Below are 21924 nucleotides of genomic sequence, written 5' to 3'. Positions count from 1 at the left end.
AGTGAAAATTGTGAACATTAAAAAACGTAGACTAATCAATTTTTATTGAGGATTGATTTCATTAATTGTTGTTTTTGGAATAGTATTGGTATCAATTCTGTCTAAAAATTCAACTAGTTGATCATGAAAAACAGATGGAGCGATTTTGGTCGCATTAGATTTTGCAATCTTTTGAGCTTTTTATTTGATTATGACATCATTTAAAAAAACCAAATACCCATTTTTAACCGCTCATCCACAAGATTTCGAAAGAGGATGAATGCAAGCAATTGCTTGGTATAAATGATTATGAATCATTGTTTTACCAATCATTGCTGCTGCAATTGTTCCGATATTTTATGCAATTAGTGTGGCAATGACTGGGATGAATGTTTCAACTGGCCAAATTCTAGTTTATATTTTTGTTCCAATTTTAATTTCAATCAATAATATTGTTTATTCAATCATCATCACAAGAAGTGTTAAACATCTTGAGACAACAGGTGAATTTGAATTAAAAAATAGATAGGAGAACAAAATGACAAAAAAAGAAATGAGTGAAAAAGGGATGGTTTTAGTTGGTTATTCTGGTGATGCCAGAAGTAGCTATCTAATTGCCCTAAAAAAAGCTAAAGAAGGAAAATGAAAAGAAGTGGAAACACTACTAGCTGAGGGAGATGAAATGCTTTTAGAAGCACATCAAGCTCAAACAGAACTCCTTCAAGCTGAAGCTCAAGAAAAATATTCTGATGTAACAATGATAATGGTACATGGTCAAGATCATTTAATGACAACTGTTCTATTAAAAGATCTAATCCAAACATTATTAGACGTTTATCGAAAATAGAAAGGAGAAAGAATTAATGAAAAAATTCTTAACACTTTTCAGTAGCGTTGCTGCGTTGGCAACAACAGCAGCAACTGTTGTTGGATGTGCTGACAGACCAGTCGATTCATTGGCAAACTCTCCCATTAAAATGAAAGAGAAAAATGTTTATGATATAACTTCTTGATCTTCTGATGCCATTAACGCTGCTAAATATAAAGAACATTTCATGTTAGGAATAACTGAAGGTTTCAAAATTGGAAAAATAACATCATTATTGAGTTTTGTTCAAAATGATTATAAACAAACTGATAAACCTTTTATTGCAGTCATGTTAGAGGACTTTAACAAAACTGCAAATCAAAAACTTCCATTAGATGGTGATGCTGATAAATTTACAGCTGATGCACTTGCTAAAAATCTTGAATTTAGTCTTTATGATTTAAATAAAGAAGAACAACCAAGAGTTTCAACTTGAGATGGAACAGATTGAGATTCAGTAAAAACTGATGAAGATGAAAAAATAAATAAAGATCTTTCCATTAAATATCGTGATGATACTAAAGCATTCGTTATTAGTATGGGAATTGAAATTAAACCTCTTAATGTTGAAACAGGTCCGTTTGTTGGTGCTAAAATCAATGTGGGAGAAAACAATAAGGCAGATGCTCTTGATAATTTTTATTCAAAAGAAATCAAAGAGAATTCAGAGTATTACAACCAAACAACAACTCATAAAAAAGGAGAAGATGGAAAAATTCACTTTACATCAAAGGTCTATGATTACCGATATAAAGTGCAATTTAATTTCCAAGTATCATAATGGAAAAAATTAAATTACTCTTACTTGGTAAAAATAACTTTACGTATAAAGAAGATTTATCTAAAGTTATCCAAGATTTAAAAAAAGAATTAATTGTTGAAGAAGCAGAAATGTCTTTTGAAAAATTAATTGAAATAAATGATGAAATTCAAACTAAGAAATTTGATCGCTTAGTGATCATTGAAGATTTTGGGTCATTACCTTTCATGGTTTTGGCTAAATTCCACAGCAACATTGTGGCTCAAATTTCTGACGAATATTCATCACACATGACAAGTGAACATAATGGTTCAAACATTATGGTCATTGGTTCTCAATTAACAGGAAAGGACACTATTCATAATGTTGTCAAACAATATGTAGCCACTGATTTTGCAGCTGGTAGACATATGGTTCGAATTGATATGTTGAATGAACTGGTTTAAGATGAAAATTGCTATTGGATGTGATCACATCGTCACTGATGTGAAAGATAAAGTAAAAAAAATGCTTGAAAATGATGGGCATGAAGTTATTGATTGTGGAACTTTCGATTTCGAAAGAACACATTATCCGATTTTTGGACGCAAAGTTGCGATGCAAGTCAATGAAAAAAAAGCTGACTTTGGTGTGGCAATTTGTGGAACTGGTGTCGGAATTAGTAACGCAGTGCAAAAAACATTTGGAGCAAGAACTGTTCTTGTTCGTGATGCAATTACTGCAATTGATGCGAGAAAAAATTATGATGCAAATGTAATTTCTTTTGGTGGAGCTGTTACAGGAACTGGCCTAATTTATGAAATAATTAAAAAATTTATTTCAACTAAATATGAACCAACCCCTGCAAAAGATGAGCTAATTAAAAAAATAAATAGTTTAATCACAGTTAAAAAATTTGAAGATAATTTATTTGATGAAGAATTAACTAAATGAGATAAAGGACTTTATCACGACTAAAAAATTTGAGTTTTAAACTCAAATTTTTTTTAATTTCTTGGCCAAAAATCCTTGTTGATTGCACATTTTAGAGCATTTGTGGTTAAAAATATTCCATCATATTGATAATTATTTCTCAAATTATGTAAAAAGATGGAATATTTTCACCAATTTCTAAAATTTTTGTCTTATAATGGAATTAACATTTATTAGACACGGTGTCTATTCAGAACTTTAAAGAGAATTGTCGGTTGGTGCAAGACATAAGGGATGGATAAACATTACTACTAATTGCCAAGGTGTTACGTTAAGCGCGTCAAAGCTTTAATTGAGATAACGTAAGTTATGAATTAGGATGGTACCGCGGTGTAAATCGCTCCTAAACATTAAATAGAATTTAATTTTTAGGAGGTTTATATGAAAATTAAATTATTAGATGGTTCAATTAATGAATACAACAAATCAATGACAATTAAAGAAATTGCTGTTGATTTATCAACTAGTTTGGGTAAAACAGTGATCGCTGGAAAAGTCGATGGACTTTTAGTTCCAAGTGATTTTATTGTTGAAAAAGATGCTCAAGTCGAAATTGTTGTCAACAAATCCGAGTTGATTGAAGAAATTGTCAATGCAACTGCTGGGTTTTTAACAATGGTGGCGATTAATAAAATTGATCGCAATGCGATTAATGCTGAAATCAGTTACAAAAAAAATGACATGGAATTTAACGCAACTTTTTTTGCCGATCCACGATGAAAATTAGACCAAATTGAAAGTTTACAAAATGTTGTGAACCAATTAATGGATAAAAATAAAATTGCTTACAAAGCAATTGATGGCAAAATTCTTGACCAAGAATTTAGCCAAAACAAATATTTCTTAGAATTAGGTAAAGAATATATTGCCAAAAATGGGATTGCTTTTTGTTATGAATTAGATGGTGTCAAAGTGGTAACTGATCAAGTGATTTTATTAGACTTATCATTTATTAAAGCCATTGAATTACAACAATTAACTGGTTCATATTGAAAAGATAGTGCTAAAAACGAAATGTTACAACGTGTTCATGGACTAGCAGCGACTGGTAAAAAAATCCTTGAAGAGAAAAAAGCGATGATTGAAGAACGTAAAAGTAACGATCACCGTGAAATCAATAAACGCTTAAAACTATTTGGTTTTGACCCGTTAATTGGTGCTGGATTACCATTATGATTACCAAATGGGGTAATTATTAAAGATGAAATCAGAAAATTTATTAATGAAAAACGTTGAGAATATGATTATTTAAAAGTAACAACACCAGTCATTGGAACTGTTGATCTTTACAAAACTTCAGGTCATTGAGCACATTATAAAACTGATATGTTCCAACCTTTCAAAGCTGGAAATGACGAAGAATTTATTCTTCGTCCAATGAACTGTCCTCACCATATTGCAGTTTTTCGTCAAGAACCACATACATATAAAGAATTACCAATGCGTATTTGTGAGGATGCTTTCCAACATCGTTATGAATCAAGTGGTTCATTAACAGGGTTAGAACGTGTGCGTGCGATGGAAATTACAGATACTCACATCTTTGTTCGACCAGACCAATTAGCAGCAGAGTTTAAATCAATTTATAAAATGGTGAAAGAAATTTTAGATACTTTCCACATTGAAATTGATTACCTATCATTTAGTGTGCGTGATCCTTTAGATAAAGAAAAATTCTTTGATGATGATAAAATCTGAAATGAAGCTGAAGCACAATTAGAAGCTGTGTTAAAAGATATGGGTGTTGAATACAAGAGAATGGTTGGAGAAGCGGCTTTCTATGGACCAAAATTTGATATTCAAATCAGAACTGTGCAAAACCATGAAATCACAGTTGCAACCATTCAATTAGACTTTGTCCAACCACTTAAATTTGATGTGACATATATTGATGCTGACCAATCATTGAAACGCCCAATTATGATTCACTGTGCTCAAATTGGAACTTATGAACGTTTTATCGCAACTTTACTAGAACAACACAAAGGGGCGTTACCATTGTGATTATCACCAAACCAAGTAGAAATTATTGCCGTTGGTGGTCCTGAATCTGAAGCGTATGCTGAAGATGTGAAAAACATGTTGAGAAAACAATATATTCGAGCACGAGTTGATGCAAGAGATGAACGTTTGGCTTGAAAAATTCGTGAAGCTCAAATTCACAAAATTCCTTACCAACTTGTTTTAGGACCAAATGAAGTGAAAAACAATTCTGTTAACTATCGTCAATATGGTGGTGAAGAATTGATTGAAATTTCAAAAAACGACTTCTTAAACAAAGTTTTACAAGAAATTAAACTAAAAAAATAATGCAAAATCCAAAAACCACATCATTTTAATAATGATGTGGTTTTTTGTACTTGGTTGTAGTCTTTTATAAATATTATGTTTAATTTCTTGTGAGTGGTAAAAAAATGTTATAAACATTTTGGACAATTTTTAAAACTTCAAGTTTTATCAAATTGATAACAATAATAATGATTAAGTGAGAGGAATCAAATTATGAAAAAAATACTAACAATCTTGGGAAGTGTTGGAATGGTTGTGTCAACCACTGGAGCGACGTTAACTGTAACTTCATGCACAAATCACAAAGATTTATCACAAATGACAGAACAACAAAAACCAATTGTGCTTTCTCAGATATCAGAGATAGAAAATCAACTAAGGATTTGAAAAGCAATTCACGCTTTTGCATCTGGAGCTATTGAAAAAACCGATTATGAAATTTTATATTATCGAACAGGGGTTAAAATTATGGCAACACCAACTTCTTCAAAGCTAAATGGTGAAATCAAAATTATATTTACTGAAAAAAGAAATATTGATCATTTATGAGGTACAACTGATGGAGACATTCCAGTTGTTGGGGCAAAGAAAAATATTGCTAAAGCAATGATCATCAGTAGAATTAATACAGCACGATGAATTGGAGAAAATCCAATTACAGAACAAGACGTTGTTTTTGAAGGTTCTGCATTGGCTGGTTCAGGAGACGAAATAGTTGCAGGACATTTATATGTCACAGCTAAGGAATCGACTAGATTCAATGGTTGATTCGTGATTAATATCGTTTAATCATTATTTAGATGAAACAACACAAAAAGTAGCAATTCAATTGGATTGCTACTTTTTGTGTTTGAGATATTATTTTAAATATTGTTGCCTCAATGATGATTAGAAATCTAATTTGCAAATAAGTTCTATATCTTGTCCAAGTTTCTTAAGATAATCAAAATGATCGAAATGGTGACAACAATAAAAAGTGATCAATTTATTCATTTGTTTTTATTGCTCATAATGCTTAAATCTCTCCAAATCTTTTTAATGTTTCCAGTTATTTGATAACTTCGTATTTTCCTTGGGCAGCTAATTCATTACCCCCACCTTTAGCCACGATATCTTTTTGATTTCTTAAAATTTCAACAGCTGAAGCTTTACCTTTTAATGATTCACTAATTGTGACATAAATGAAATTACCTTCTTCTGATTGGCTTTTTAAAATCACAATCAGGTCAGCATAATTTTTCTTGAATTCTTCACCAATACTTCTTAAAACGGTGATGTTTAAATTATCTTTTTCGAACTTAATTTCATTGATGCCATCAGCATTTAATTGCGGTTTAAGATCTTTAATTTCTTGAAAAATATTGGCTTCATTTTTTTTCGCAACTTCTTTTTCTAAAATTCGAAGCAATTCAGACAATTCATCAAGTTGAGTTTGAAATAAATGAATATTTTCTCGATTGTGTTCAATCAATTGGATTTCATTAATCGCATGATCAATGTTTTTATTACAGTTTTCATTTTTCATGCCGTTATATTTAGCAATTAGTGACCCAAGTTTTTTGTTTTGTTCATCCAACAAATTATCATAATGGTTTTTAACTGTTTCATAGCTTGTTAATGCTTTAATACGGAATCGACCATTCCCTTTAGATTCCAGATTGGTAATCACATAATCTTCTAAATCTTTAGTATTTGGCACGTGGGTTCCAGCACAAAGTTCACATGAAAAATTACCAAATCTAATAATTCGAACAAGTGTATCTTCATCAAATTTATCACCATCAAAAGAAAGCGCATGATATTTATTAATTGCTTCATCTGGGGTTGTGAAATGGATTTCTCTAGCGATTGCATCATGAATACTTTTCAAAGTTAGACTTTGAATTTTAGCCAATTCTTGTTGAGTCACAGCACGGTGATATGCAAAATCTTTGCGCATTCCGTGTTCATCATTAAATGAGGTTGTGTGATCTAAACTTGGTCCTAAAACTTCGTAAGCTGCAGCTGTTGTTAAATGGGTGGCTGTATGGTTTTTCATTGTTAATAAACGTTTAATTTTATCAACCTTGGCATCAACCTTGTCCCCAACTTTTAACTCGCCTTGGATTTCAATTTCGTGAATATTAATCCCTTCACTTGTTGGTTGGACATCAATTATAATCCCACTTCCTCCAGCTCATTGAATAGTTCCACGATCATTGATTTGTCCACCTTTTTCAGCATAAAATGGTGTTTGATCAAAAACGGCATAAACAACTTGGTTGTGAGCTTGTTTGATTTCATTAATTCCATCATGTAATAAAATGACATTAACCCCTTTTGCCTCTAAATTTTCTTCGCCAACAAATTCAGATTTTAAATCTGAAGATTTAAAATCATTTTGTTCTTTAATAAAATTTCTTAATTTTTCCATAGTCATGTTCTCCTTCGATATTTGCACATATATTAATTATAAGCAATTTTGACAACGATATTTATAATAGTGGTCTGTTAATTTTACAAAAAATTACTAATTTTTGTGCCTAGAACCCTACATAAAACACCTCTTTTATTATATAATTTCAAAGTAGGTGAAACAATGAATAAAAAAATTAAAGGAATCGGTGCTAGTGAAGGAATTGCTGTTGCAAAAGCCTTAGTTCTTGTTGAAGAACACATGAACATTGAACAAAAACAAGTTTCAGATATTAAAGCTGAAATTGAAAAATTAGAAAATGCAATTTCAATTTCTGTTGAAGAATTAGAAAGTTTAAGACAATCAACAGAAAAAAAACTTGGTGAAGAAAAAGCCGCCATTTTTGAAGCGCATAAAGATATTGCCGCAGATCCAGCGATGAAAGATGAATATTTGGAAATGATTAATAGCCAAAAAGTCAATGCTGAATTTGCTGTACATACGATTGCAAATAATTATTATAGTATGTTTATGGAAATGGATGATCCATATTTCAAAGAAAGAAGTGCTGATATTAAGGACGTTTCTTCAAGAATTATCAAACATTTAATGGGGATTAAAATTGTTGATTTAACAACAATTAAAGAAGAAGTGATTATTGTTGCTGAAGATTTAACTCCAAGCCAAACTGCGCAATTAGACAAAAAATTTGTTAAAGGATTTGCAACTAATATTGGGGGAAGAACTAGTCACGCTGCAATTATGGCCAGAAGCTTAGAAATTCCAGCCGTTTTAGGGTTAAAAACAATTACAAGTGATGTCAAAGATGGAGAAGTTTTTGCCTTAGATGGAACTCATGGAATTGTTGAACTTGGTCTTGACCAAAAAATCATTGATCAATACCAAGTTCAAGCCGAACAATTTATTGCTTTTAAAAATGAACTAAAAAAATTCAAAGATGTCCCAACAAAAACCAAAGATGGACAAGAAAAATTAATTGAAGCAAATATCGGTTCACCAACTGATGTTGAAGGTGTCATTGAAAATGGGGGCGAAGGAATTGGGTTATTCCGTTCTGAATTCTTATACATGGACAACGATCATTTCCCAACTGAAGAAGAACAGTTTGTGGCTTATAAAAATGTGATGGAATCAATGAATAATAAAGTTGTAATTATTCGTACATTGGATATTGGGGGAGATAAAAAATTATCTTATTTTGAATTCCCACATGAAATGAATCCATTTTTAGGGTATCGTGCAATTCGTTTCTCTTTAGATAAAAAAGAAATTTTCCGTGACCAAATTCGTGCTTTGTTAAGAGCTTCTGTTTTTGGACAATTAGGAATTATGTTCCCAATGATTGCAACAGTTGATGAATTTAAAGATGCTAAAGCCTTTGTTGAAACATGCAAAAAAGAATTAGACCAAGAAAATATTGCTTATGACAAAAATGTCCAAGTCGGAATGATGGTTGAAATTCCAGCTGCCGCTGTTAATGCTGATCAATTTGCTAAATATGCTGACTTCTTCTCAATTGGAACTAACGATTTAGTCCAATATTCAATGGCTGCAGACCGTATGAGTGAAAAAGTTTCGTATTTATACCAACCAACTAATCCATCATTGCTACGTTTAATTAAAATGACCATTGATGGAGGACATGCCCAAAATCGTTGAGTCGGAATGTGTGGCGAAATGGCTGGAGATGTTCAATCAATTCCATTGTTAATGGGATTAGGATTAGATGCTTTCTCAATGAGTGCTTCTTCAATGTTACGTGCTCGTCAATTGATGAGTCAAATCGACATGAAAGATGCTGAAAAATTAGCCAACAAAGCATTACAATTAGAAACTGATGAACAAGTTCTTGCTTTAGTTGATGATTTCTTAAACAACTTAAAATAATCTAAAAAAGTGATTTTGAATCACTTTTTTAATTTAAATTATCCATTTTCGAAATCAAAGAATATAATTGAAGTGATCATTAAGTAGTAAATGATTAAAGTGTAGCAAGATGTATCTCTTGTAGCGGTTGGGTCAATACGTTGATCCAACTGCGTTTTTTATCTAAAATTTATTCTTAAAGCTTTATCCTTTGAAAAAGGATGTGTTAAAAATATTGTTTTTGTCCCAAAAAATATTATCTTTGTCCCAAAAAATAATATCTTTGTCCCAAAAATATTAATTTTGTCCCAAATTAATGCTAATTCATTTTTGAATTTGTATATAATAAGGATAAAGAATTATGGAGGTTATTTGAATGAATATTGCAGATAAAGAATTATTAAAAATTGCTGAATTTATTTCAAATCAAGTAGAAAATACAGAATCGTTGCAGATTTTAAAAAAAATACACCAGTTGTTTGTTGAAAGCAATTTAAATAATGAGTCAAAAATCCTTCTTGATATGATGGGGAATAGAAATACTAGTTCAAAGACTTCTTCTCAATTTAAAAACATGCAGCCAATAAAAATTTTAAAGTTAGAGAATCATATAGAAGATATGATGGAACTAGATCATGAAGAAGAAAAAATTTTAAATTTAATTAGCAATGAAAAAATTATTTATAAGATGAAAGGATTGAAAATCTTAATAACAGGAAGACCAGGAACGGGTAAAACAACATTTGTAAAAAGTATTTGCAAAGCATCTGGTAGACAACTTTATTCAATAAATGCATCAAAATTAATATCTTATAAATTAGGAGAAACACAAAAAAATATTGATTTAGTCTTTGAGGAAATTAGAAGTGTCTATGATAATTCAATAATTTTAATCGATGAATTTGATTCTATAATAGGGTCTAGAGATTTAGATATGAACAATGAATATCACAGAATGATAGGAAATTTTAATAAGTCATTGGATGATTTGCCAAACGGTTCCATTTTATTTGCAATTTCAAATAGAGACGACCTGATTGACGAATCTACAGTTAGAAGATTTAATGTAAGAATCAAAAAAAACGATATTGATATTGATAAAATGATGAGCATGTTTTTACATAAAGTTGCTGAATTTGAATTAAAAATCGATGAAAAAGTATTGTATAAAATATTAAAAAATAGTTTGGATAAAATAAGTTATGCAATTGTTGATGAGGTTGTAACTAAGAGTTTAATTCATAATCAAAGTTTAGTAAAATCTTTAATTGAAATTTTGCAATTGGACACCACTGATCTTATTGGATTTGATATTACTTACCGGGATTTAGAAAATGCAATGGGGGTTTCTAAATCAACACTTCAAAGAAAGGCTAAAGTTAAATAATGTCCAAAATTATTATATATAGTCAACCTAAAACCAAACTTAATAAGTTTACGGGAAGAAAATTTTCATTTGAAAAATGAAACTATGATATGAAAAAAACCATAAATGATTCAATAGAATCATTAAAAAATATTAAAAAGTATTTTTTAGATTTCCAAGAGTTTGCAGAATTTCCTGTGACGGTTTCGTATAAAAGGGTTGTCCCTAAAACATTTAGGATTCAAGCGATTTTAGTAAATCATGAGTTTTCTGGACCGAATCAAATAGGGTCTAAATATATTTTCAATCGTAATAATAAGTTAGAACGCATAGATGTAATTTACTCTTTATCTATTTCTGATTTGGATAAAACAATCGACAATATGTGCGAGGTTGAAGATTTCATATTGAAAAATCCCATTTTTCAAAAGGAAGTTACTGAAATAACCAATTCTAATCAAAAAGCTGAAGAAAAAAACCAAAAAATAAAAGAACTAATAACTCTTAAATACAGTTCATTAAAAACTATGCATAAAAAGTTGTTAGACGATTTTGTGAATATACTTGAATTAAAAATAAATTTAATAGAACCATTTGAAAAAACACCAATTTTTTCATTCCTAGATCTTAAAATCAATAATTTCAATAAAATTATTGATTTACTTTTAGATAATGGAATCGATATAAGTGAAGAATCTTTAATTGCTTCAGAGTTTTGAAATATCGATATTGAAAAAGTCAATCAAATTGTTACAAAATATCCATTTATTTTTTCACAAACTATGAATGATATTGAAATTGATTTAGATGTTCAAGAATTCATTCAAAGCAGCAAAGTGGAATTGCCCATTATAAAAAATGAAGATATTAATAAAACCGTGATCGGTCTTATAGATTCTCGAGTTAAATATATTGATGAATGATGAGAACAAAAATTTATTGAAAGCCAATATGATATGTTGGAAATCCATCAAAACGAAGATTTGGATCACGGAACACAAGTTGCGTCAATAATTTCATTAAATGATTTTATAAACGAAGAAAAAGATGGATTAGGGATATTTAGAGTTAGATCTTTTAATGTTTTACCAAAGGGAAGAATTTTAACATCCATGTTAATGCGTAAAATACATAAAATTATTTCAGAAAATTATCATGAAATTAAAATTTGAAACATTTCTTTAGGTTCTGAGAAAAGTTATAACGAACTAATAATAACTCCTTTTGGAAAATTGATAGATAAATTACAATTTGAATTTGGAGTTCAAATTGTAACATCTGCTGGTAATTCAGAAAATAGAAATTTAAGTGCTCCAGCAGATTCTTTAACATCTATATCTGTGGGGAGTTTATATAAATCAAGAACAACTGGAAAAGTTCTAGAATGAGAAAGGTCTGGATCTGGAAAAATATTTGGAATGTATCAAAAACCGAATTGTTATGAATTCGGAAACAATAGGGGTAATCCATATTGGGGTGGACCAATTGTTCATTCATTACCTGGTTTATCTGAGAACTTAAAGATTGAAAATGGAACTTCATTTTCAACGCCATTGGTAACTAGAAAAGTTGCATATTTAATTGAAAATTTTAAAATTTCTCCCCAAAGTGCGAGAGCGGTGATCAATTATTTATCGAAATCAAATTCACATGGTATTCCAGATCTTGAAATATTAAAAGGTGAAAATGATATTTTTATTTTTATAGAAGGTTTTATTGATACAAAAGGCAAATATGAAATCGATGTAAATCTTCCTATTAATAGTTCAAATAAAACAGAATTTTCAGCTTCGTATTCTGTTTGTTACAACATTCCTAATGAAATAGAAATCGGAGATGAATATTCTCCTTTAGATATAAGTTTTAGGTTAGCTCAAAAGAATGGGTCCTCACGAAGTAATATATTAAGTCCAATATCAAAAAAAGATAGCGTTGATGCTGACGAAAAGGCTTTAAAGGAATATTTTGGAAAATATAATCCGAATACAGTTGTTTTTGATAAGAATTTTAGTGAAAATAACCCAATTTCATTAAAGAGTAAAGAGTCTTTTTCTTTTGTTGTTGAAAGAATGGATCTACTTAATCATGGGATTCCTTCTGTTGAGTATGGAATTATGGTGCATTTAAAAGAGATTGCAGAGAATTCATTAATAAATTTTGAAGAATTAAATTTTGAAAACATAATTTCAATTTTCAATTATGGTGATATCGATATTGATATCGAATTGTAATCAAGAAAGTATTAATGTGAATACGATTAAAGATGATTTTTTGTAATTTTTTACAAAATTTTACTGCAAAATCTAATTTTGTTTATAAAATTTTGTATTAACAAGCAAAAAAAAGATAAAATGATTATGTAGTTAATAGCGCTTGTATAAACCAACATAACGGGTTGGTGTTTCTACAATTAGACCGATCTAATTACTATAAGTTACTATTGAACTTTGCTGCAAAGCTCTATTAATTACGGGATAAAAACCAAATTAATAGAGCTTTTTTGTTTAAACACTTTCACCTAGTGGCTTATTTTTAAATTTTCTATTTTTGGTTTTAAGAAAATAGGAGTTTAATGAACAAGAATAAAACATTTAAAGCTGATAAAAGCTTAAAACAAAATTATCTTCAGAATAATAAAATCGCTAAATATTTTAAATTTAGTGATTTTAATACATCTTTTAAAAAGGAAATTATTGGTGGAATTAGTACCTTTTTATCAATGATCTATATTTTATCAGTTGAACCAAACTTATTAGGAAAAGCTCAAAGTGTGGCTGATCCAAACCAATTTATGAATGCCGGGGGTGTGTTTGTCGCCACTGCCCTAACTTCATTTGTTGCCACATTTATCATGGGGGTTTGTGCCAATGTCCCAATTGCACTAGCCCCAAGCATGGGGCTCAACGCGATGTTTTCCTTTAACATTGCCAATCAAGGTGGGATTGGTTATGAAGGAGCATTAATTGCGACAACAATTTCTTCAATTATCTTTTGTATTATGTCAGTGACAAAATTACGAGTGATGTTAATCAAAAGTTTACCGCACTCAATTCACTTAGCGATTGGGGTTGGAATTGGATTTTTCATCGCTTATGTCGGAATTGTGAATATGGGTTGAGTTGAAAAATCAGCATCAGGTTTACCAGTTGCTAATTTATCAAATTTTAAATTAAATTACCCAGGGATAATTTTAGGAACTGTGGTTCTATTTGGGGCGATTATCTTATTTTATAAAAAGTTCTTTGCCCCAATTATTGTCATGCTAATTGGGGGATTTATTATTGCAATTATTTTAGCCAATGTAACTGATAATGAAGCAATTCAACATTCATTTGGGGCTGCCAAATGAAAAGCTGGACAATGGAATTATGATGAATTTAAAGGGTTCTTTTCGAATCTAGAAAATACATATAAACAATTTTTAAACCCAGTGATTTGAGCTAAACCAACAATGTATATCTCAATTTTTATCTTTATTATTTTAAACTTTTTTGATGCGACAGGAACATTGACAAGTGTCAATATTGAAATGAATCGTGCATCTGGGTTAAACCAACAACTTTCACATAAAGCCTTAGTGATTGACGCTGGGGCAACTGTTTTAGGATCTGGACTAGGAGTTTCACATATGGCATGTTACACAGAGAGCTGTGTTGGAATTATGCAAGGGGCGAGAACTGGTTTTGCCAACATCATTACAAGTTTTGGCTTTCTTTTAAGTTTAGCTTTATTTCCCATTTTTAGAATGATGCCTGATTGTTTAAGTGGGGCGGCTACCGTCTTTATTGGAACTGTGATGATTAAATCAATTATGGATATTGAATGAAGTAAAACCGAAATTGGACTTGGAGCCTTTTTCACAATTCTCTTTATGATTATTACCTATTCAATTGCCAATGGAATTGTTGTAGGAATTATTGCTTATTCAATTGGGGCGATTGCTACCAAACGCGCTAAACAAGTTCATTACTTAGTCTGGATCTTAGATTTTGTCTTCGTGATCTACTTAGTGGCTTACGCCTTTATGAATTAGATATGCTTTAAAACTCATTTTTTACCAATTGAAATTACAAGTGTTGCACTTGTGATTTCAATTGGTATTTTTTGTTTCTTTAATCAAAAAATACTAGCTTTTGCTAGTATTTTAGTTTTTACATAAATATGCTGAGATTGATTATCTTTTGGCTAATCTTTTTAATGCACCCATTACATATTTATCTTTTTTAATATTTTTTTCTCAAGAGTCAATATTTGCAACGACTCAATCATAATTTTTTTCTTCCATAACAAACGACCTCCTGTTATTTGAATTAATTATGTTCTTTAAATTAAAACATAATTGTTTTTGATGTTTATTAAAACATTTTTTAATGTGTAAAAATTTGCAAAGCTAAAATAGTTAAATGCAATTATATTTACTATCTTTTAGCCAATCTTTTTACTGCACCCATTATATTTTTATCTTTTAAAATTGTTTTTTCTCAAGAGTCAATATTTGCAACGACTCATTCGTATGTTTCTTTCATGTCATCCATAATAAATTACCTCCTTATTTTTATTAATTATACCTTCTAAATGAAATAAACAATTCTTTTTTCATGTATTTATCTTCTAATATCAATGAATTTTAAAATTATTTTTAAGAGAAATAGTCTAATCAAATTCAAAAAATGTAAAAATTAAATTATTAAGATAAAAAGTACAAAAAGACTAATAGAAAAACTATGTACAAGTTGATTAACTCGATGTTGCCAAAAATTGGGCTTATAACAGGCATTTCATGAGCTAACATATTTATTTAGTAGTTAAAGATATAACATAAAGAGAAACATTAAAATGACCACTATAGAAATAATTATTTTATTGTTTTGCTTAACCATTTTGATTGCTTTTTTAGGTTCACTTTCTGGAGTTGGGGGTGGGGTCTTATATGTTCCTTTATTTTTACTAATTTTGACTTCAAAATCTATGGAATAAATTAAATTTATTTCGACTTTTCTAGTTTTTATTAGCACCACTTTTAATGTTGTTCTTGAATCCTTTAAAAAGAATATTAATTATCTGATTCTTATAGTTGCTGTTTTTTTCACAACCCCAGCCATCTTTTTAGGTAATTATTTAAACACGCTTTTTAATGCTTTTATCATTTAAATCATTATGATTGTCTTTTTAGGAATTGTCACGATTTGTTTAATCTTGTCAGAATATGTTTTTAAAAAGAAGACCCAACAAATAATTGTTGATAAAAAAGCTTTTTGTTGATCAAGATTAATCAACAAAAAGCTATCAAAATTAATATTTTAAAAGTGGCGTTCATTTCCTTTTTTTGCAGGAATTATTACCGCATTAACAGGAATGGGGGTGGGGCAATTATTATACCTATCTTACTACTTTGATGTTTTTTAAACATGAAACAAGCAACCCCAATTAGTCATACAAAAATTATGGTTTCAAGTTTAATGAACTTATTAGTTAATTATCAAATGTTTGGTCAAGGTGATCTTGGATTAAATTATTTACTTCCCATATCTTTTGCAGCACTTGGTGCAACTTTTTTAGCTTTTTATCTAAAAAAGTATTTTACAAAAGAAATTTATATTAAATGACTGTTAATCCTTTAATCTGAGCATCAATGATTAAAATGATTATTGATCTTGTTTAATAATTAAATATGTTTGTAAGATTGAAGATTTGGTGTTGAATAGAAAAACACACTAATTCAACAATATGCCAAAGAGATATTCTAATTTGTAATTATAGATTATAGGAAATTGATTAAATATATGATTAAAATGATACATTTGTAAATTAATAACTTATTTAAGCCCCACAGACAAATAAAAATCACACTTATAAAAAGTGTGATTTTTAAGTTTTATACTATTTTTCAATATGTTTTTTGTATTTATTTTATGCTTTTTTTTCAAAAGTTACATCAGCAAACCCAGTGTGAGTTGTTGAAGATTTAACTTCAATTTTAGCTGTAGTTGCATCTGCAGCTAATTCATCTTTAATTTGTAATTCATCTTTAACTAATTTTGCATTTGGGTTTTTAGCAATAAATGCATCAATAACTGCATCTTTAGTAGTATCTACTTCTAATTTCCCTAATGTTTTGACAAGAGTTCCAATATCTGTTTTAGAACCTTCAACTGGTTTTTTTTCAAAAGTTACATCAGCAACCCCAGTGTGAGTTGTTGAAGATTTAACTTCAATTTTAGCTGTAGTTGCATCTGCAGCTAATTCATCTTTAATTTGTAATTCAGCTTTAACTAATTTTGCATTTGGGTTTTTAGCAATAAATGCTTCAATAACTGCATCTTTAGTAGTATCTACTTCTAATTTCCCTAATACTTTGACAAGAGTTCCAATATCTGTTTTAGAACCTTCAACTGGTTTTTTTTCAAAATTTACATCTACAAAACCTTTGTGAGTTGTTGAAGTTGATTTAACTTCAATTTTAGCTGTAGTTGCATCTGCAGCTAATTCATCTTTAATTTGTAATTCATCTTTAACTAATTTTGCATTTGGGTTTTTAGCAATAAATGCATCAATAACTGCATCTTTAGTAGTATCTACTTCTAATTTCCCTAATGTTTTGACAAGAGTTCCAATATCTGTTCTTTTATCTTCAGTTGGTGTTTTAACTGTAAAAGTTACTGTAACATCTCCGTTAAATATACCTTGACCAATAATTTTTGCTGATTTGTTATCTGTTCCTACTTCAATTTTAATATCTGTAGCTAGAAGATTTGCACCAGCATTTACTTTATTAATTGTTGCTAAAATAGTTTCTGGTTTAACATCAGCGATTTCACCTAAAGCAAGAGTTTTGATCACTTCTTTAATAGATTTTACTGGTTGTCTACTTGGTTCAACAATAACTGTGAATTTTGTCTTCAACAATTCAAGTTTTGGAGCTGCCGCATCAGTTTTAGTTCCTGGTGTTACTGGTGCTTTTTTTGTCCCTTGTAATACGATTGTAGCTTTACCTTCTTTTAAACCTGTAAAACTAATTACTCCGTTTTCAAGTTTTACTTTATCTAAAACTGGTTTTGGTTTTTCTGCATCCGCTTTTGTAGCTGGTGCTGGAACAAAACCTTCTTCATAGGCTTTTACATCATTGTATCCTTCAACTTCTTTAATTTCATCTCTGGTAAGGTTGATTTCACCATGTTTACCAACTTTTATTGTTGAATCAGATACTTTAGCATCATTTTTGCCAGGGTTACATGCAACAACTGTTGCAGCTGTTGCAGCAACCATTCCAACACTTCCTAATAATGTTAATAATTTTTTCATTCTTTCTTTTTGAACTCCTTTTATTTCATAATGTTTTTTATTTGCACATCTCAATCAAATTCTTCAATTAAATAAAAACTTTCGGAGGATTTATTTGAAAAGATTTAATGATATTTTGATTTAAATGTCCGCAAATCATAGTTATTATATTTTTTTTTTTTTTTTATTTGCAAACATTAAAAATCGAAAAAGTGAATAAATATTGCTATAACTACCTAAAAACCATTAAAAAACATGTTTTTATTTAAAAAGTTCAAAAAAAGTTAAATTCAATATAAGGCCGTAAAACCTTGCACTTGATCATTTTTGGCATATTTAAGATGATCAATGTCCTGTTCAATTTAAGAGTTATATCGCTAATCTGTTTCATAGATAAAATATAGCAAATATCTTTTAATAATCGAGCTCAAAAAAATCACACTATTTTTTAAAGTGTGATTATTGGATTTATTTTTTATAAGTAACTTAAATTAATTTTTATCAAGAGGTGGTTTTTTGCCTGAAGTTGTAATTTTATTAAGCAATGATTTTGACGTTTGTTTAAAATTGGCTTTTGTAAAAATTGTTCTAAAACCTAAGATGTTTTCATGAATATCAAATTTTAATCTTTGGGTTCCACAATTTGCATACATTGGTCTTAAGAAATATAACATAGTTCAACACAAAGTTAAGATCAATGGCATTAAAACAAAAATCATTAAAAAGTATTGGTTTAATAAACTGAATCGACCCATTCCTAAGTAATACATTAAGAATTTGTATAGGTAATTTGGACCTCATCATTTATTTAAATCTTCACCAGCTGGAACTGGTTCAAGCGGATTGTTTGGTGAATATGCCATGTTTCAAACCATTAAGAATGTAGCTAAGAAAATCGCGAATGCGGCTGATCTTCTGATGCTTTGTCAACTCAATTTGGCTTTAGTATAACCGAATAAATAAGTATATAAATAAGCAAACATTAGTCCTAAGTGTCCAAAGTAGTAATTTCAATATCTAAAGTTGTCAAAGCCTCAACTTTTTGTATCAGCAGTTGGAACCACAATCACAATAATTGGGGCTAAAATCGCAAAAGGAAGAAATAAATCTAAATTTAATTTTGATGGGACAACCATCAAAATGATCGCTGTGACAGTTAAAATCGCACACAACTCTCAATACATAAACATCGGATTTAGTGTTCCGTCAGCGAATTTAAAGACAAAAATATCTTTAGTGACAAGAAATCAAATTTCCCCAATTAGTAATCATGAACCCACGATAATTCTCACTCAATAAGTTTTAGCGGTTTTGGCTCAAAACTTATGAAAAATAAATAATGAGGAGATCAAAGCAATTGAGGCAATGAGACTAAAAAGAAATTCTGCTAAATGATCCATAAATAAAATAAGTCCTTTCACTGTTTTTCAACACATAAATTATTATATAACATTTTTAAATTGATAATAATATTCGCATAATGTAAAATAAAATTTGAGATTTATATTCTTAAGGAGAAAATATGTGATTGTTTAAAAAGAAAAACAATGAAGTGAAAATTTTTGCCCCAGTTGATGGGAAAATGATTGGACTAGAATTAGTTGAAGATGATGTTTTCAAAGAAAAAATGATGGGTGATGGTTTTGCCATTGATCCAACTGATGGAGAGTTTGTGGCCCCCATTGATGGAGAACTAGTAACTGCTTTTCCAACTAAACATGCTTATGGAATTAAACATAAAAGTGGAATTGAATTATTGTTACACATCGGAATTGATACAGTAACTTTAAATGGTAAAGGTTTTACTTCATTTGTTGAACAAGGACAAAATGTGCAAGTTGGAGATAAACTAGTGGATGTTGATTTTAAAAAAATCAAAGATAAAGTCCCTTCAATTAAAACTCCAATTATTTTTACTAACGATATGGGTAAAAAAATGGAAATTTTAAAAACTGGGGCAGTTAAAAAAGGTGATTTAATTGCGATTTTCAAATAATTTGAAAAACTCAATTAAAGATTAATAGTGAAAAAATAACACAAAGTTCTTTTGAGAGAACTATTGTGTTATTTTTAATTTTTCAGGAGCAATTTGGTCAGTGATTTTTTTGGGCATTTGAGCACTAGTGACGAAAAGATCAAAAGTGTTAATATCACCCACCTTGTAATAATCACCTTTAATTTTAAATTTATTCGGGTCAATTAAAGCAAATTTCTGGTGGCTTTTTTTCAAAGCTGCTTGATAAACTTCACCTTCTAATTGGTTGTTATTATAAAAATTCAAATTTTCATCAACACTATTGGCAGTAAAGATCCCTTTATCAAAAGAACAAATTTGTTCAATTGTTTTAAGAGCATATTCACCAACAAAACTTCCGGTCGAGGTTTTTAATTCCCCACCAATTAAAATAATCTCTTTGATTTTGGGGTTTCTCCTGGCTTGATTAAAAATATGCAACCCACTTGTCACTAATTGTTTAATTGGGGTTTTAATGTTTTTAACAAACAATTCATTTGTTGTTCCTGGATCCACATAAATGATGTCGTCTTCATTTAAAAGACCAGCAACATATTTACCAATTGCATTTTTAGTTGCGTGATTTAAATTAATTTGTTCGTTGCGCGTTTTTTCAATTTGGTAATTACCAATGTATTTGATTAACCCGGTTTTTAAACTAATTAAGTGTTCTTTTTCAAAAAACGCTAAATCCCGTCTAGCAGTAATGTTGACGATTCCAGCTTCTAATGTCAAGCTAAAGTATTCTTTCAAAGACATTTGTTGGCGTTTTTTCAAAACTTCAACAACAGCGTTTCGACGTTCAATTTTATTCATAATCAATTCCTTCTTCGTTATTAAAATTTTATAGTTTTTTTTATAAAAGTGATAATTTTTTTTCACTTTTTTGTTAAACTAAAGGTAGATTAATTTTAGTGAAAAAAAATTAAATCTAAAAGGAGAGCAATGATTTTAAATTTTACCGAAAAAGAATTAAGAGAAAATAAAGGGATTAACACTTTAACTGAAATTCTGCAACAACCACAAATGTGAATCCAAACTAGTCAAATAATTCAAGAAAATGCCGCTGAAATTCAAAAATTTTTACAAAAAAATTTACACCCAACCACAAAGGTAATTTTAACTGGGGCTGGAACTAGTGAATTTGTTGGTTCATCCCTTGTGAGAGATTTGATTGTGCAAGGAATTGATGCTCAAGTGATTCCAACAACAGATATTGTTTCAAATATTGAAGAATATGTGAATCCAAAAACTCCAACGATTTTAATTTCGTTTGCCCGAAGTGGTAATTCTCCTGAATCTGTGGCAACTTTTAAAATGATGAATCAATTTGTGGAAAAGATTCAGCACATCATTATTACTTGTAATAAAGATGGGGCATTATTACAAGTTGCCACAGACCAAAAAAATTGTTTAAAAATTGTTTTACCAGAACAAACAAATGATCAATCATTTGCGATGACTTCAAGCTATTCAAGTATGGTGGTGGCATGTTTAATGGTGTTTAATATTTTTGAATTTGATCGTTATGTTAAAAGAGTCGAACAATTAGCAGTTTCGGTGTCTTTAAATATCAAAACACATTATCAAGAAATTGCTAAGCTTGCTCAAATGCAACATGAACGCATTGTTTATTTAGGATCTGGAAATTTAAATGGGATTGCTCAAGAATCACATTTAAAAGTTTTAGAACTTACAGCTGGGGCAAAAACAGCATTTTACAACACCCCACTTGGATTTAGACACGGTCCAAAATCGGTTTTAAATCAAGAAAGCATTGTGTTCTTATTTATGAATCAAGACCCATATAAAAGAGTTTATGACCTTGATTTATTAAAAGAATTAAGTCATCAAAAACAAGCAAAAACTTTAGTTGTTTTTGATTATAAAAATAATTTGGAAACTAAAGCATTAGCAAACTTTTATTTTGATTGTGAATTTCAAGAAGATTCAACGGCTTTATTGGGATTAAATTATATTGTTTTGACGCAATTATATGCTTTTTATAAGTCACTTGATAATGGCAAAACCCCCGACAACCCTTGACCATCAGGGTTAGTTAATCGGGTTGTTGCTGGGGTTATAATTTATGAGAAAGAAGTTTTAAAATAAA

19 protein-coding genes and 1 riboswitch are annotated in these 21924 nt (G+C 29.6%); of the genes, 14 read left to right on the top strand and 5 right to left on the bottom strand.

The genetic code is table 4. The features are described from left to right. Positions 1 to 10 precede the first annotated feature (10 nt). The 7 genes from ELUMI_RS04145 (at position 11) to ELUMI_RS04115 (ending at position 5657) form a co-directional block, all read left to right on the top strand. Entirely contained in the window at positions 11 to 508 is a 498-nt protein-coding gene (locus tag ELUMI_RS04145) for a hypothetical protein (protein WP_025734747.1), read from the top strand. Between the two features lie 9 nt (positions 509 to 517). Then, complete coding sequence (locus tag ELUMI_RS04140) at positions 518 to 826, top strand: PTS lactose/cellobiose transporter subunit IIA (RefSeq protein WP_025734746.1); 309 nt, start codon at positions 518 to 520, stop codon at positions 824 to 826. Positions 827 to 842: 16 nt separating this feature from the next. After that, positions 843 to 1628, top strand: a complete 786-nt coding sequence (locus tag ELUMI_RS04135; protein WP_025734745.1) for a Vmc-like lipoprotein signal peptide domain-containing protein — start codon at positions 843 to 845, stop codon at positions 1626 to 1628. Continuing rightward, positions 1628 to 2053 (top strand): RpiB/LacA/LacB family sugar-phosphate isomerase, encoded by a 426-nt coding sequence (locus ELUMI_RS04130; RefSeq protein ID WP_025734744.1) that lies wholly within the window; start codon positions 1628 to 1630, stop codon positions 2051 to 2053. The genes ELUMI_RS04135 and ELUMI_RS04130 overlap by 1 nt, the downstream gene beginning before the upstream one ends. Position 2054: 1 nt before the next feature. Then, positions 2055 to 2564, top strand: coding sequence for a galactose-6-phosphate isomerase subunit LacB (gene lacB, locus ELUMI_RS04125; RefSeq protein ID WP_025734743.1), 510 nt, complete (start codon positions 2055 to 2057; stop codon positions 2562 to 2564). Between the two features lie 396 nt (positions 2565 to 2960). After that, the gene (gene thrS, locus ELUMI_RS04120) at positions 2961 to 4889 is read left to right on the top strand and encodes a threonine--tRNA ligase (RefSeq protein ID WP_025734742.1); all 1929 of its coding nucleotides are present in this window, start codon (positions 2961 to 2963) and stop codon (positions 4887 to 4889) included. A gap of 192 nt (positions 4890 to 5081) precedes the next feature. Next, positions 5082 to 5657: a hypothetical protein gene (locus ELUMI_RS04115; protein ID WP_025734741.1), complete on the top strand. Its 576-nt coding sequence runs from the start codon at positions 5082 to 5084 to the stop codon at positions 5655 to 5657. A 259-nt stretch (positions 5658 to 5916) separates the two neighbouring features. Here ELUMI_RS04115 and ELUMI_RS04110 read toward each other — a convergent pair whose 3' ends face one another. After that, positions 5917 to 7287: an alanine--tRNA ligase-related protein gene (locus tag ELUMI_RS04110; RefSeq protein WP_084040376.1), complete on the bottom strand. Its 1371-nt coding sequence runs from the start codon at positions 7285 to 7287 to the stop codon at positions 5917 to 5919. A gap of 159 nt (positions 7288 to 7446) precedes the next feature. Here ELUMI_RS04110 and ptsP point away from each other — a divergent pair, with 159 nt between their 5' ends. The 4 genes from ptsP (at position 7447) to ELUMI_RS04090 (ending at position 14549) form a co-directional block, all read left to right on the top strand. Continuing rightward, positions 7447 to 9171: a phosphoenolpyruvate--protein phosphotransferase gene (gene ptsP / locus ELUMI_RS04105; protein ID WP_025734739.1), complete on the top strand. Its 1725-nt coding sequence runs from the start codon at positions 7447 to 7449 to the stop codon at positions 9169 to 9171. Between the two features lie 355 nt (positions 9172 to 9526). Next, positions 9527 to 10537, top strand: a complete 1011-nt coding sequence (locus tag ELUMI_RS04100; RefSeq protein WP_157843911.1) for an ATP-binding protein — start codon at positions 9527 to 9529, stop codon at positions 10535 to 10537. Positions 10538 to 10626: 89 nt separating this feature from the next. Then, the gene (locus ELUMI_RS04095) at positions 10627 to 12747 is read left to right on the top strand and encodes a S8 family serine peptidase (protein WP_156921437.1); all 2121 of its coding nucleotides are present in this window, start codon (positions 10627 to 10629) and stop codon (positions 12745 to 12747) included. Between the two features lie 140 nt (positions 12748 to 12887). Further along, positions 12888 to 12951, top strand: a riboswitch (nucleoside riboswitch). 137 nt (positions 12952 to 13088) lie between these two features. Continuing rightward, the gene (locus ELUMI_RS04090) at positions 13089 to 14549 is read left to right on the top strand and encodes an NCS2 family permease (protein ID WP_025734736.1); all 1461 of its coding nucleotides are present in this window, start codon (positions 13089 to 13091) and stop codon (positions 14547 to 14549) included. A gap of 772 nt (positions 14550 to 15321) precedes the next feature. Here the strand turns inward: ELUMI_RS04090 and ELUMI_RS04550 are convergent. Continuing rightward, entirely contained in the window at positions 15322 to 15534 is a 213-nt protein-coding gene (locus tag ELUMI_RS04550) for a hypothetical protein (protein ID WP_156921436.1), read from the bottom strand. Positions 15535 to 15924: 390 nt separating this feature from the next. On the opposite strand from ELUMI_RS04550, the gene ELUMI_RS04085 reads away from it, so the two are divergent. Beyond that, entirely contained in the window at positions 15925 to 16137 is a 213-nt protein-coding gene (locus tag ELUMI_RS04085; RefSeq protein ID WP_025734735.1) for a hypothetical protein, read from the top strand. A 289-nt stretch (positions 16138 to 16426) separates the two neighbouring features. Here ELUMI_RS04085 and ELUMI_RS04080 read toward each other — a convergent pair whose 3' ends face one another. Beyond that, a complete protein-coding gene (locus ELUMI_RS04080) occupies positions 16427 to 17818 on the bottom strand; it encodes a lipoprotein (RefSeq protein WP_100618554.1) in 1392 nt (463 codons plus the stop codon). 470 nt (positions 17819 to 18288) lie between these two features. Continuing rightward, positions 18289 to 19218: a TMEM164 family acyltransferase gene (locus tag ELUMI_RS04075; RefSeq protein WP_198514013.1), complete on the bottom strand. Its 930-nt coding sequence runs from the start codon at positions 19216 to 19218 to the stop codon at positions 18289 to 18291. A gap of 101 nt (positions 19219 to 19319) precedes the next feature. Here ELUMI_RS04075 and ELUMI_RS04070 point away from each other — a divergent pair, with 101 nt between their 5' ends. Beyond that, positions 19320 to 19793: a PTS sugar transporter subunit IIA gene (locus ELUMI_RS04070; protein WP_025734828.1), complete on the top strand. Its 474-nt coding sequence runs from the start codon at positions 19320 to 19322 to the stop codon at positions 19791 to 19793. A 60-nt stretch (positions 19794 to 19853) separates the two neighbouring features. Here ELUMI_RS04070 and ELUMI_RS04065 read toward each other — a convergent pair whose 3' ends face one another. Further along, complete coding sequence (locus tag ELUMI_RS04065) at positions 19854 to 20627, bottom strand: DeoR/GlpR family DNA-binding transcription regulator (protein ID WP_025734827.1); 774 nt, start codon at positions 20625 to 20627, stop codon at positions 19854 to 19856. 129 nt (positions 20628 to 20756) lie between these two features. Here ELUMI_RS04065 and ELUMI_RS04060 point away from each other — a divergent pair, with 129 nt between their 5' ends. Further along, positions 20757 to 21923: an SIS domain-containing protein gene (locus ELUMI_RS04060; protein WP_035019158.1), complete on the top strand. Its 1167-nt coding sequence runs from the start codon at positions 20757 to 20759 to the stop codon at positions 21921 to 21923. Position 21924 lies beyond the last annotated feature (1 nt).

Origin of the sequence: Williamsoniiplasma luminosum (genome assembly GCF_002803985.1) — a bacterium.
Taxonomy (GTDB): domain Bacteria; phylum Bacillota_I; class Bacilli_A; order Mycoplasmatales; family Mycoplasmataceae; genus Williamsoniiplasma; species Williamsoniiplasma luminosum.
This window is presented reverse-complemented; position numbering and strand designations above follow the sequence as displayed.